The sequence below is a fragment of the Paraburkholderia sp. SIMBA_027 genome (genome assembly GCF_046535315.1).
Taxonomy (GTDB): Bacteria; Pseudomonadota; Gammaproteobacteria; order Burkholderiales; family Burkholderiaceae; genus Paraburkholderia; species Paraburkholderia tropica.
Map to the genome: position 1 here is coordinate 1 of NZ_JAWRWY010000016.1, position 13,087 is coordinate 13,087.

Sequence of the window (13,087 nt, forward strand, 5' to 3'; positions counted from 1 at the left end):
ATTTCCGAGCCTTTTTCCAGGACGCATACGCCGATTTCGACGCCTTTTTCCGCTGCGAGCTGCTTCAGGCGGATGGCTGCGGACAGCCCGGCCGGGCCGCCGCCGACGACCACGACGTCGTATTCCATCGACTCGCGTGGGCCGTATTGCTCCAAAAGACTTGCGGGGGTCATTAAAGCTCCTCTTGCCATTAGAATGCTTTTTTCGGGTTCGTATTGTCGGGGAACGCTCCGCGAGCCGCAACCCAATCAGCCTACATTAGCACGACCGTTCTATTTTATGCCAGAATGCCCGGCTCGCTGCCGCAGCGGCATTCCGGCACTTATTTACCCCTGAACAGGAAGCGAAAATGGGCCGTTCGATCAATCTGGAAGGCAAGGTGGCGATGATCACCGGCGCGTCGAGCGGACTCGGCAAGCGCTTCGCGCAGGTGCTCTCGCAGGCAGGGGCGAAAGTCGTGCTGGCGAGCCGCCGCGTGGAGCGGCTCAAGGAATTGCGCGCGGAAATCGAAGCCGACGGCGGTGCCGCCCATGTGGTTTCGCTCGATGTGACGGACTACCAGAGCATTCGATCGGCGGTCGCGCACGCGGAAACCGAAGCCGGAACCATCGACATCCTCGTCAACAACTCGGGCGTTTCCACCACGCAGAAACTCGTCGACGTCACGCCCGCCGACTTCGAGTACGTGTTCGATACCAACACGCGCGGCGCCTTTTTCGTGGCGCAGGAAGTCGCCAAACGCATGATCATGCGCGGCAACGGCGGCGGCTCGAAACCGGCATACCGCATCATCAACATTGCTTCGGTGGCGGGGCTGAGCGTGCTGCCGCAAATCGGCCTGTATTCCATCAGCAAGGCCGCCGTCGTGCACATGACGAAGTCGATGGCGCTCGAATGGGGGCGTCACGGCATCAACGTCAACGCGATCTGTCCCGGTTATATCGACACTGAAATCAACCATCACCACTGGTCGACGGAGCAGGGGCAAAAGTTGATTTCGATGCTGCCGCGCCATCGCGTGGGTACGCCCGCCGACCTCGACGGCTTGCTGCTGCTGCTCGCAGCCGACGAGTCCGCGTTCATGAACGGCTCGATCATTACCGCCGACGACGGCTTCGGCCTGACCTGAGCGCTTTCCCATTTTCCGCGCGGGTGGCGATGTCGCTGCGCTGATGCGTCGCGGATCGTACACTCGCGTTTTTGCGTAACCCGAAGTCGAAGTGCAATGAGCGATTACCACCCCGTATTTGAAATGACCATGCCGATCCGTTGGGGCGACATGGATGCTTTCGGCCATGTGAACAACACGGTCTACTTCCGCTACATGGAACAGGTGCGGATTTCCTGGTTCGAACAGCTCGGCGTCGCCGGCGAGAGCCGGGAGGGCGGCAACCGTCAGGGGCCGGTCATCGTCAACGCCTCGATGGAATTCCTGAAGCAGCTCCACTATCCCGGCGACATTGTCTGCACGATGACCGTGGGCCAGCCAGGACGCAGCAGCTTCGACACCGGTTTCGAACTGCGCCGCGTGGACGAGCCCGACACGCTCTACGCGCGCGGCAACGCGCGCTGCGTGTGGATCGACTACGAAGCGGGCAAGTCGGTGCCGATTCCCGACCATCTGCGTGCCACCATCGAGAACGCGCCGCTCGTCAAGGCGCGCTGACGCGTTGCGTTGATACGCTCCGCCGCGCGGGCGCGTCTCCTGCGTCCGCCGCCGTTTCTCCGCTGCCCCCTCCGCTCAATGCCCGAGCAGCCGCTGCAGCAGTTCCGTGGCGTTGCCGGTGTCGTACTTGCGCATCAGCCGCGCGCGATAAACATCCACCGTGCGCGAGCTGATGTCGAGAATTCTCCCGATCTGCTTGCTCGTCTTGCCCGTGACCAGTTGCGCCGCGATTTCGCGCTCGCGCGGCGTAAGCTCGACGGCGACACGGCGCGTGGCGCTCAAATCCTCGAATGTCCAGACGCCGGCCGCGTGCGGCGCCTGCCGGTCGAGCGAGCGGCCCGTGACGTGGCACCAGAACAGTTCGCCATTGGCGCGTTTCATGATGCGGTCGTCGGCATAGCTGCCTTGCGCGGTCATGATGGGCGGGATGCGCTCGCCGATGCGCTCGAACTCGTCCGCCGACGGATATAGCACCAGGAACGACTGGCCGACGAGCGCCTCGCGCGGACAGCGAAAGATCGCGCAAAGCGCCTCGTTGCAGTCTTCGATGATGCGCTCGCGCGCGAGCACGAGCCCGATGGGCGCGAGGTGAAACGCGGTCCGGTAATCGATCGCGGCGGGGGACGTGGCAGGTTCGGGCATGGCGTGCGATACGGGAATGGCTTTATGTAGTTTTGCGTATTGTGCCGCAACGCCCGCCCAGCGTACGCTTCACAACCATCGGAGGGCCGGGTGGCAAGGCTGTCGGATTCACGGCAACGCCACTCGCGGATGACTAGAATGGGGCATCCGGGCGCGCATTGCGCCCGCGTGCCGGGCAGAACGAACAGAAACAACGCAAAACGTAGCGACGAATTTCCATTCGAGGAAGGGACACACTGATGAACAAGGTCTATGGAAGCGCGGCTGCCGCGCTCGAAGGCATCGTCAAGGACGGCCAGACGTTCGCGGTCGGCGGCTTCGGGCTGTGCGGCATTCCCGAGGCGCTGATCGGCGCGCTGCGCGATTCGGGCGTGAAGGGCATCACCTGCATCAGCAACAATGCGGGCGTGGACGGCTTCGGCCTGGGTCTGCTGCTGGAAACGCGCCAGATCAAGAAGATGATCTCGTCGTACGTGGGCGAGAACAAGGAATTCGAGCGCCAGTATCTGTCGGGCGAACTCGAACTCGAATTCACGCCGCAGGGCACGCTGGCCGAAAAGCTGCGCGCGGGCGGCGCGGGCATCCCGGCTTTCTTCACGAACACGGGCTACGGCACGCTGATCGCCGAGGGCAAGGAAACGCGCCAGTTCGGCGAGAACCACTACGTGCTCGAACATTCGCTGACGGCGGACGTCGCGCTTGTGAAGGCCTGGAAGGCCGACAAGTCGGGCAACCTCATTTATCGCCGCACGGCGCGCAACTTCAACCCGATGTGCGCGATGGCGGGCAAGATCACGGTCGTGGAAGTGGAAGAGATCGTCGAGAACGGCGAACTCGATCCGGACGCGATCCACACGCCGGGCATTTTCGTGCAGCGCCTCGTGCTCAACGCGAGCCCCGAAAAACGCATCGAACAACGCACCGTGCGCGCCGCGGCGAGCGCCTGAGGAGGGAGACGGATCATGGCATGGAATCGTGACGAAATGGCCGCGCGCGCGGCGAAGGAACTGCAGGACGGCTTCTACGTGAACCTCGGCATCGGCCTGCCGACGCTCGTGGCCAATCACGTGCCGGAAGGCGTGGAAGTGTGGTTGCAATCGGAAAACGGCCTGCTCGGCATCGGCCCGTTCCCGACCGAAGAACAGGTGGACGCCGACATGATCAACGCGGGCAAGCAGACGGTCACGACGCTGCCCGGGTCGTCGATTTTCTCGTCGGCGGACTCGTTCGCGATGATTCGCGGCGGCCACATCAATCTCGCGATCCTCGGCGCGATGCAGGTGAGCGAGAAGGGCGACCTGGCCAACTGGATGATCCCCGGCAAGATGATCAAGGGCATGGGCGGCGCAATGGACCTCGTGGCGGGCGTCAAGCGCGTGGTCGTGCTGATGGAGCACGTGGCCAAGGGCGACCAGCACAAGATTCTGGACAAATGCACGTTGCCGCTCACGGGTGTGGGCGTGGTCGACATCATCATTACCGACCTCGGCGTGATCGAGGTGACCGACGCCGGCCTGAAGGTGACGGAACTCGCCCCGGGCGTGACGGTAGATGAGATCAAGACCAAGACCGGCGCGCCGCTCGACGTGAGCGCGGTGGGTTGATCGCGGCGCGGTTTTCTCAGCGGAACTTTGCATGACGGTGGCGGGCGGGACTTCGGTCTCGCCCGTTTTCGTTTTGGACGATTCCATTCTTGCGCTTTTGCGCGTGCCTGAAACCTCGTCCGGATGGCATAGGCCGTTCGGCATGCGCGTCAGGCCGGCGACACACCGTCGGACGGAGCATCCGTCCGGGCGCGTGGAGGCAGCACGCCGGGGTGCGGCTCGTCGCGGCCGTCCATGCCGCCTGGCAAAGCCGTTTAGAATTCGTCCTGAGCCTTCGGGCACTTCCAGCGAGGACCCAGCGATGACCGAATCGTCAGCCGTGCCACGTCAGCAGTACGTTCAGTGCCTCAGCCCCTCGGGGCTGCACCGCGTCGCGTACACCGAGTGGGGCGATCCAGCGAATCCGCGCGTGCTTGTGTGCGTGCACGGCCTCACGCGTTCCAGCCGCGATTTCGATCGTCTCGCGGCGGCGCTATGCGGTACGTATCGCGTCGTGTGTCCGGACGTGGTGGGGCGCGGGTTGTCGTCGTGGCTCGTCGATCCGCGCGGCTATGGCGTCGCGCAGTATGTGGCCGACATGGTGACGCTGATCGCGCGCACGGGCGTGGAACAGGTCGACTGGTTCGGCACGTCGATGGGCGGTCTCATCGGGATGGCGCTCGCAGGCCTGCCCGACGCGCCCATCGGGCGCCTGCTGCTGAACGACATCGGCCCGCATATCGAACCGGCGTCGCTCGAGCGCATCGGCGAGTATGTCGGGCGCGACTCGCGCTTCGCAACGCTGCAGGAAGGGATCGACAACGCCGCGCTGCTGGCGTCGTCGTTCGGACCGCTCACGGCCGAGGAGTGGCGCGAGATCAACACGCCGCTGTTGCACGAAGTGGACGGTGGATGGCGCTATCGCTACGACCCGCGCATTTCCGAGGCGTTCAAGGGCGTGACGCCCGAGCAGAACGAGCAGGGCGAGCAGTTCCTGTGGCGCTCGCTGGCAGCGTTCAAGGGGCCGGTACTGAGCGTGCGCGGTGAACTGTCCGATCTGCTGTCGCGCGAAACGGTCGCGAAAATGGTCGAAAAGGGTCAGCACGTCGAGAGCGTCGAAATCGCGGGTGTCGGCCATGCGCCGGCCTTCCTCTCGCCCGACCAGATCGGCATCGCGCGCCGTTTCTTCGCCGGGGAGCCGGTCAGCGCGTCATAATATGAGATAGCCGTGCGCCGCCCGGAGCCGATCCGGCGCGCCCGGCACGTTCAACTTCAACAGGAATTTACATGGCAGTCATTCGTCACCACGTGGGTCCGCGCCTTTCGGAAACCGCTGTTTACAACGGTACGGTCTATCTCGCGGGTCAGATCGCCGAGGACACGAAGCAGGACATCGCTGGCCAGACGCGCGAAGTGCTGGGCCATATCGACCGCCTGCTGGGCGAAGCGAACAGCGACAAGACGCTGCTGCTGTCGGTGCAGCTCTATATCGCCGACATGAAGGATTTCGCGGGCATGAACGCCGAGTGGGACAAGTGGGTTCCGCAGGGTGCCACGCCGCCGCGCGCGACGGTCGAAGCGAAGCTCGCCAATCCGGAATGCCTGATTGAAATCGTCGTGGTGGCCGCGCAGCGCGACTGAGTGCGCCGCGATCATCGCTTCGAAGATCGCTTCGCCAGGTGATTCCTCGCGTTTCGTATCGTCCGATTGACCGTATTACTGTAGTCATAAGCCCGTTCGGTACGCCGGCGGGCCCAGCCTCATGAGCAGCGACACCATCCCTACTGTCCCCGCCGATCCAGCCGGCTCTGCGGCGCAAGCCGCGCTGCCGTCGCTCGACGACGCGCTCGCGTTCGTGCGCGAGCACGCGGGCGACGCGCGCCTCTCGACGGGCGAACCCCTGATCGAGCACGCGCAGGGGACGGCGTCGATCCTCAGCCGCTTGAACGTCGATCCGCCGGCGGTGCTGGCTGCGGCACTCTTCAACCTCGCGCCGCATCTCGACGACCCGGAACGCACGCTCGAAGCGCGCTTCGGCGCCGAAGTCGCCAAGTTGACTTTCGATGTGCGCAAGCTCCTGCGTCTGGGCTCGGTGAGTCAGCGTGCGGCCGCGCAGAATGCCGCGCCCGAGTCGGGCCGCGAAAGCCGCGACGCGCAGGCCGCGCGGCGCGCGCAGGTCGAGTCGTTGCGCAAGATGCTGCTGGCGTTCGCGCAGGACATCCGCGTGGTGCTGATCCGTCTCGCGTCGCGGCTGCAGTCGCTGCGCTACTACGCGGCGGCGAAGATCCAGCCCGCGCCCGAGGTGTCGCACGAAACGCTCGAGATCTACGCGCCGCTCGCCAACCGCCTCGGCATCTGGCAACTCAAGTGGGAACTCGAAGACCTCGCGTTCCGCTTCAAGGAGCCGGTCACGTACAAGCGCATTGCGAAGCTGCTCGACGAGAAGCGCGTCGAGCGCGAAAGCTATGTGTCCGAGGCGATCGCCCGGCTGGAACACGAACTGGCCGCCGCGCATATCGACGCCGAGGTGAGCGGGCGGCCCAAGCACATCTACAGCATCTGGAAGAAGATGCGTGGCAAGGAGATCGACTTCTCCGAGCTTTACGATGTGCGCGCTTTCCGTGTGATCGTGCGCGACATCAAGGATTGCTACACGGTGCTGGGCATCGTGCACAACCTCTGGCAGCCGGTGCCGCGCGAGTTCGACGACTACATCTCGCGTCCCAAGCCTAATGGGTATCGCTCGCTGCATACGGTTGTGGTCGGCGACGACGGGCGCGCCTTCGAAGTGCAGATCCGCACCCAGGAAATGCATCAGTTCGCGGAATACGGCGTGGCCGCGCACTGGCGCTACAAGGAAGCGGGCACGAAGGGCTACGGCGGCCAGTTCAGCGCGAGCAGCAGCTACGACGAGAAGATCGCCTGGCTGCGTCAGTTGCTCGCCTGGAAGGACGACGTCTCCGACGATCGCCAGCCGTGGGAAGAACTGCGTCAGGCCACGCTCGACGACGATCACATCTACGTGATGACGCCTCAGGCGCGCGTGATCGCGCTGCCGCAAGGCGCCACGCCGCTCGACTTCGCGTATCACCTGCATAGCGAGCTGGGCCATCGCTGCCGCGGCGCGCGCGTCGACGGCGCGATGGTGCCGCTCAATACGCAGTTGCAGAACGGCCAGACCGTCGAGATCGTGTCGGTGAAGGAGGGCGGCCCGTCGCGCGACTGGCTCAATCCTCAACTTGGCTATCTGCACAGCAACCGCGCGCGCCAGAAGGTGCGCGCGTGGTTCAACGCGATCGAGGCGCAGGAAAACATCGCGAATGGTCGCGCGATGGTCGAAAAAACGCTGCAGCGCGAAGGGCGCACGTCGGTCAATCTCGACCAGCTCGCCGCGAAACTCGGCTTCAAGTCGACCGACGAATTCTTCAGCGTGGTCGGCAAGGAAGAGTTCAGCCTGCGCCACGTCGAGCATGCGCTGAGCGACGCGCCGGTCGCGGAGCCCGAAGAGGAAACGCCCGAACAGCTCACCAAGCGCGCAAGCGGCGCGAACGTCGCGCACGGCGGATCGTCGGGCGTGCTGGTCGTGGGCGTGGATGCGCTGCTCACGCAGCTCGCGCGCTGCTGCCGTCCCGCGCCGCCCGACGAAATCAGCGGTTTCGTCACGCGCGGCAAGGGCATGTCGATTCACCGCAGCGACTGCCCGACGTTCATCCGCATGGCGCGCCGTGCGCCCGAGCGCGTGCTGCAAACCACGTGGTCCGCCGACGTGATGGGCGGGCGCGGCCAGTCGGTCTATCCGGTCGACATCTCGATCGAGGCCACCGACCGGCAAGGCTTGCTGCGCGACATCTCCGAAGTGTTCGCGCGCGAGAAGATGAACGTGATCGGCGTGAAGACGCAGTCGCGTCGTAACGCGGCGTATATGCAGTTCACGGTCGAGGTGTCGAATTCGGCGCAGATCCAGCGCGCCTGCGTCGTGCTGGGCGAGGTGGCGGGGGTGGTGCGGGCGTCGCGGCGGAGTTGATCCGCATTTGATCAATGGTTTTCACTGATTGCCCCGAGCGTGCCCGCTAATGCCGCAACGCAAAAAAGCACTTGCCAGCTCCGTGAAAACGTTATATAGTCTTGCTTCTTCAGGCTCGTAGCTCAGCTGGTTAGAGCACCACCTTGACATGGTGGGGGTCGTTGGTTCGAGTCCAATCGAGCCTACCAACGAAATCGAAGTTGCGGCAGGTGGTAGTTGCCGGGGCTTCAAGGCAGTACAAGCGCTCTGCGCTCAAGGCGAATACGGTTATGACATCGCGAACGTTTACCGAAACTACTTCGGAGCGACGCTAGTCGAGGACCTCTTTCGCCCTGCAATCTGGTTTGAAAAGTGAATGCGGCCCCTCGAAAGCGGGGCCGCATTTTTTTTCGCCGCGAGATTTGCGCGGGTCTGTTCCCACGAATACGATGTGCCGTCGAGGCACAGCTGGAGAAAAACATGGTTGCGATACGTCTGCCCGACGGGTCGGTTCGACAGTACGATCATCCCGTCACGGTCGCCGAAGTGGCGGCTTCGATTGGCGCCGGCCTCGCCAAAGCGGCGCTCGGCGGCAAGCTCGACGGTGAACTGGTCGACACGTCGACGCTGATCGATCACGACGCATCGCTGTCCATCGTCACCGACAAGGATGCCGACGGCCTCGACATCATCCGTCACTCCACCGCGCACTTGCTGGCGTATGCGGTCAAGGAGCTGTTCCCGGAAGCGCAGGTCACGATCGGACCGGTGATCGACAACGGTTTCTACTACGACTTCGCCTACAGCCGTCCCTTCACGCCCGAAGATCTGGAGAAGATCGAAAAGCGCATGCAGGAACTCGCGAAAAAGGACGAGCAGGTCACGCGCCGCGTCGTCTCGCGTGGCGACGCGGTCGATTACTTCAAGAGCATCGGCGAGAAGTACAAGGCCGAGATCATCGAGTCGATCCCGGGCGACCAGGACATCAAGCTGTATTCGCACGGCGGTTTCACCGACCTGTGCCGCGGTCCGCACGTGCCGTCGACGGGCAAGCTCAAGGTCTTCAAGCTCATGAAGGTTGCCGGCGCGTACTGGCGCGGCGACGCGAAGAACGAGCAACTGCAGCGCATCTACGGCACGGCCTGGACGAAGAAGGAAGATCAGGAACTCTATCTTCACAATCTCGAAGAGGCCGAAAAGCGCGACCACCGCAAGCTCGGCAAGCAGCTCGACCTGTTCCACATGCAGGACGAGTCGCCGGGCATGGTGTTCTGGCATCCGAAGGGCTGGACGCTCTGGCAGCAGGTCGAGCAGTACATGCGCGGCCGCCTGCGCGTGGCGGGCTACGACGAAATCAAGACGCCGATGATCATGGACCGCTCGCTGTGGGAAGCGTCGGGTCACTGGCAGAACTATCGTGAAAACATGTTCACGACGGAGTCGGAAAAGCGCGACTACGCGATCAAGCCGATGAACTGCCCGGGCCACGTCCAGGTGTTCAATCATGGTTTGCGTTCGTACCGCGATCTGCCGCTGCGTTACGCGGAATTCGGCTCGTGCCACCGCAACGAGGCGTCGGGCGCGCTGCACGGCCTGATGCGCGTGCGCGGTTTCGTCCAGGACGACGCGCACATTTTCTGTACGGAAGACCAGATCATCGCCGAGTCGATCGCCTTCAACACGCTCGCGATGAGCGTCTACAAGGATTTCGGGTTCGATCACATCGACATCAAGCTGTCGCTGCGCCCCGAGTCGCGCGCGGGCACGGATGAAATCTGGGATCGCGCCGAGCAAGGCCTGCGCGAAGCGCTGACGGCGTGCGGTCTGACGTGGGAAGAGCTGCCGGGCGAGGGCGCGTTCTACGGTCCGAAGGTCGAGTACCACATCAAGGATGCGCTCGGCCGTTCGTGGCAGTGCGGCACGCTGCAGCTCGACATGGTGCTGCCGGAGCGCCTCGGCGCCGAGTACGTGGCGGAGGACAACAGCCGCCGTCGCCCGATCATGTTGCACCGCGCCATCCTCGGTTCGATGGAGCGTTTCCTCGGTATTTTGATCGAGCACCATGCTGGTGCAATGCCGTCCTGGCTGGCTCCAATGCAGGTCGTTGTGATGAATATCGCGGAAAGTCAGGCCGAATATGCAGCAAATCTAGCCCAATCGTTGCAAAAACAAGGGGTTAGAGTGCAGGCGGATTTGCGCAATGAGAAAATTAGCTATAAAATACGCGAGCACACGCTTGAGAAGGTCCCGTACCTCCTGGTTGTCGGCGACAAAGAGCGTGAAGCACAAACGGTAGCCGTGCGTGCCCGTGGCGGTGTCGACCTGGGTGTCATGCCTGTCGACGCATTCGCTGAACGTCTGGCGCAGGACGTCAAGTCGTTCAAGTGAGCCACCTGGCAGCGCGGCTCGTTTTTTTCAATTTTTAGAGGAAACGTAACATCGCTACGGATAAGTCGCATCGCATCAACGGTGAAATCTCTGCACCCGAGGTGCGTCTCGTCGGAGTCGACAACGAGCCGCTCGGCATCGTAAAGCTGGCCGAAGCGTTCCGTATGTCGGAACAACAGGACGTCGATCTGGTTGAAATTGCCCCGCAGGCCGTGCCCCCCGTGTGCCGCCTGATGGACTACGGCAAGTTCAAATACCAGGAGGCGAAAAAGCAACACGAGGCCAAGCTCAAGCAGAAGGTTATCCAGGTCAAGGAAGTCAAATTCCGTCCGGGTACCGATGACGGCGATTACAACGTCAAGCTGCGCAATCTCGTCCGCTTCCTCGAAGACGGCGACAAGACGAAGATCACGTTGCGTTTCCGCGGCCGCGAAATGGCCCACCAGGAAATCGGCATGCGCGTGCTCGAGCGTCTGCGCACGGACCTCGAAGAAGTCGGCCAGGTCGAGCAGATGCCGAAGATGGAAGGGCGCCAGATGATCATGGTGCTCTCGCCGAAGAAGAAGAAGTAAGGTGTTGCCGCGTGTCGGTCGTGTTACGGCAGAGCGCGGCGGCCCGAAGAGTTTGGTAGGACGTGTAGCGCGCCACGTGGCGTGAAGCACGGGAAGCAGGTTCCGGAATGGCGCCCGCGCGCCGCGCGAAAGTGCGGTAAACGGGCGTTTTTCCTGAAAGCGGCGGCGAGCTTGTTTGTTGAAAGCCGGCCAGCTGCCAAAACAAGTGGAGTGGGTTTCGAAGGGCGGTATAAGGGCGAAACGCGAGGTGTTCGAAATATTCGAAGCGCGCGTGGGAGCCAGCCGCACACCCATGTCCATCAAATAAATGGAGTTTTTCATGCCCAAGATGAAGACCAAGAAGAGCGCCGCAAAGCGCTTCGTGGTTCGTCCGGGTGGTACCGTCAAGCGCGGTCAAGCCTTCAAGCGTCACATCCTGACCAAGAAGACCACCAAGAACAAGCGTCATCTGCGTGGTGCAACGGCCGTTCATGATTCCGATCTGAAGTCCGTGCGCGCAATGCTGCCGTTCGCGTAATCCTCAACCGACAACTCAAAGGAGCTACTCATGCCTCGAGTCAAACGTGGGGTTACCGCACGGGCCCGCCACAAGAAGATCATCAACCTGGCCAAGGGTTACCGCGGCCGTCGCAATAACGTCTATCGCATCGCCAAGCAGGCGGTCATGCGCGCAGGCCAGTACGCCTATCGCGATCGCCGCAACAAGAAGCGTGTGTTCCGCGCACTGTGGATCACGCGTATCAATGCAGCGGTGCGTCAGCACGACATGACCTACAGCGTGTTCATCAACGGCCTGAAGAAGGCTTCGATCGAACTCGACCGTAAGGTCCTGGCTGACATGGCTGTGTTCGACAAGGCTGCATTTGCTGCGATCGTCAAGCAGGTGAAGGCCGCCGTCGCTGCCTAAGTCGGGTATTGCGCAGGTTCGTTGCAGCAGCGTCCGGTCGTTTCGGTGATGCTGCAACAAAAACGGGGCTCCTCACCGAGCCCCGTTTTTGTTGGTGAAGCGCTTCCTGCGCGCTTCAAGTGCTGTGCTTTACGTGCTGTTCAAGTGCCGGGTACGGCGCCGCTTCTGGCAGTGTCGTCATGTCGTCGTTCGCGTGGGTCATCATGGCGGACGGCAACGTGCCACGCTGCTCCAAGTCTCAAACACTGACGCTGAAAAGATGGGATCAATGGATCTGGACCAGATTGTCGCCGACGCGCAACGCGCCTTCGCTTCCGCCCCCGACGTCAACACGCTTGAAAACGAAAAGGCTCGCTTTCTCGGCAAGTCGGGCGCGCTGACCGAACTGCTCAAGGGCCTCGGCAAGCTCGACCCGGAAACGCGCAAGACCGAGGGCGCGCGCATCAACGCCGTCAAGCAGCAGGTCGAGGCGGCGCTCAACGCCCGCCGCCAGGCGCTCGCCGACGCGCTGCTCAACCAGCGTCTCGCCGCCGAGGCGATCGACGTCACGCTGCCGGGCCGCGGCGCCGGCACGGGCAGCCTGCATCCGGTCATGCAGACGTGGGAACGCGTCGAGCAGATCTTCGGCTCGATCGGCTTCGATGTGGCCGACGGTCCCGAGATCGAGACCGACTGGTACAACTTCACGTCGCTCAACAGCCCGGAAAACCATCCGGCGCGTTCGATGCAGGACACGTTCTACGTGGACGGCAAGGACGCCGATGGCCGTCAGCTGCTGCTGCGCACGCACACGAGCCCGATGCAGGTGCGCTACGCGCGCACGCACACGCCGCCGATCAAGGTGATCGTGCCGGGCCGCACGTATCGCGTGGACAGCGACGCCACGCACTCGCCGATGTTCAACCAGGTCGAAGGCCTGTGGATCGAAGAGAACATCAGCTTCGCGGACCTGAAGGGCGTCTACAGCGACTTCCTCAAGAAGTTCTTCGAGCGTGACGACATTCAGGTGCGTTTCCGCCCGTCGTACTTCCCGTTCACCGAGCCGTCGGCGGAAATCGACATGATGTTCGAGCACGGCAAGAACGCGGGCAAGTGGCTCGAAATTTCCGGCTCGGGCCAGGTGCATCCGACCGTGATCCGCAACATGGGTCTCGACCCGGAGCGCTACATCGGCTTCGCGTTCGGCAGCGGCCTCGAACGCCTGACGATGCTGCGTTACGGCGTGCAGGATCTGCGTCTGTTCTTCGAAGGCGATCTGCGCTTCCTGCGCCAGTTCGCCTGAGTACGCGCAAGCACGCAGAAGCACGCATTAGCAGCGCGCGAAGC

Annotated in this window: 14 protein-coding genes and 1 tRNA gene; 13 read left to right on the forward strand and 2 right to left on the reverse strand. The window is 62.9% G+C overall.

What is annotated here, in order from left to right; translation table 11 throughout:
• Window positions 1-173 (reverse strand): FAD-dependent oxidoreductase (locus tag SB764_RS27635; protein ID WP_410865807.1); only part of this gene is annotated, 173 nt, incomplete at its 3' end.
• Between the two features lie 176 nt (window positions 174-349).
• Here SB764_RS27635 and SB764_RS27640 point away from each other — a divergent pair.
• Entirely contained in the window at window positions 350-1,129 is a 780-nt protein-coding gene (locus SB764_RS27640; RefSeq protein ID WP_110328228.1) for an SDR family oxidoreductase, read from the forward strand.
• Window positions 1,130-1,225: 96 nt separating this feature from the next.
• Window positions 1,226-1,666 carry an acyl-CoA thioesterase gene (locus SB764_RS27645; protein WP_065060351.1) on the forward strand — a complete coding sequence of 147 codons (441 nt, stop codon included), beginning with the start codon at window positions 1,226-1,228 and terminating at the stop codon, window positions 1,664-1,666.
• Between the two features lie 75 nt (window positions 1,667-1,741).
• On the opposite strand, the gene SB764_RS27650 is transcribed toward SB764_RS27645, so the two are convergent.
• Window positions 1,742-2,308, reverse strand: coding sequence for a LuxR C-terminal-related transcriptional regulator (locus SB764_RS27650; protein ID WP_110328229.1), 567 nt, complete (start codon window positions 2,306-2,308; stop codon window positions 1,742-1,744).
• Window positions 2,309-2,547: 239 nt separating this feature from the next.
• On the opposite strand from SB764_RS27650, the gene SB764_RS27655 reads away from it, so the two are divergent.
• The 11 genes from SB764_RS27655 (at window position 2,548) to pheS (ending at window position 13,043) form a co-directional block, all read left to right on the forward strand.
• A complete protein-coding gene (locus SB764_RS27655) occupies window positions 2,548-3,255 on the forward strand; it encodes a CoA transferase subunit A (RefSeq protein WP_065060349.1) in 708 nt (235 codons plus the stop codon).
• A 15-nt stretch (window positions 3,256-3,270) separates the two neighbouring features.
• Complete coding sequence (locus tag SB764_RS27660; protein WP_074987826.1) at window positions 3,271-3,912, forward strand: CoA transferase subunit B; 642 nt, start codon at window positions 3,271-3,273, stop codon at window positions 3,910-3,912.
• Between the two features lie 301 nt (window positions 3,913-4,213).
• The gene (locus tag SB764_RS27665) at window positions 4,214-5,107 is read left to right on the forward strand and encodes an alpha/beta fold hydrolase (protein WP_124261169.1); all 894 of its coding nucleotides are present in this window, start codon (window positions 4,214-4,216) and stop codon (window positions 5,105-5,107) included.
• 71 nt (window positions 5,108-5,178) lie between these two features.
• Entirely contained in the window at window positions 5,179-5,532 is a 354-nt protein-coding gene (locus SB764_RS27670) for a RidA family protein (protein WP_321856435.1), read from the forward strand.
• Window positions 5,533-5,653: 121 nt separating this feature from the next.
• Entirely contained in the window at window positions 5,654-7,915 is a 2,262-nt protein-coding gene (locus SB764_RS27675) for a RelA/SpoT family protein (protein WP_074987824.1), read from the forward strand.
• Between the two features lie 111 nt (window positions 7,916-8,026).
• Window positions 8,027-8,103: transfer RNA gene (locus tag SB764_RS27680), tRNA-Val, on the forward strand.
• 271 nt (window positions 8,104-8,374) lie between these two features.
• Complete coding sequence (thrS, locus tag SB764_RS27685) at window positions 8,375-10,282, forward strand: threonine--tRNA ligase (protein WP_065060344.1); 1,908 nt, start codon at window positions 8,375-8,377, stop codon at window positions 10,280-10,282.
• A 50-nt stretch (window positions 10,283-10,332) separates the two neighbouring features.
• The gene (gene infC / locus SB764_RS27690) at window positions 10,333-10,854 is read left to right on the forward strand and encodes a translation initiation factor IF-3 (RefSeq protein WP_074987823.1); all 522 of its coding nucleotides are present in this window, start codon (window positions 10,333-10,335) and stop codon (window positions 10,852-10,854) included.
• Window positions 10,855-11,173: 319 nt separating this feature from the next.
• The gene (gene rpmI / locus SB764_RS27695; protein ID WP_027793434.1) at window positions 11,174-11,371 is read left to right on the forward strand and encodes a 50S ribosomal protein L35; all 198 of its coding nucleotides are present in this window, start codon (window positions 11,174-11,176) and stop codon (window positions 11,369-11,371) included.
• Between the two features lie 30 nt (window positions 11,372-11,401).
• Entirely contained in the window at window positions 11,402-11,761 is a 360-nt protein-coding gene (gene rplT, locus SB764_RS27700; protein ID WP_004192938.1) for a 50S ribosomal protein L20, read from the forward strand.
• Between the two features lie 268 nt (window positions 11,762-12,029).
• Window positions 12,030-13,043: a phenylalanine--tRNA ligase subunit alpha gene (pheS, locus tag SB764_RS27705; RefSeq protein WP_065060342.1), complete on the forward strand. Its 1,014-nt coding sequence runs from the start codon at window positions 12,030-12,032 to the stop codon at window positions 13,041-13,043.
• Window positions 13,044-13,087: the final 44 nt, after the last annotated feature.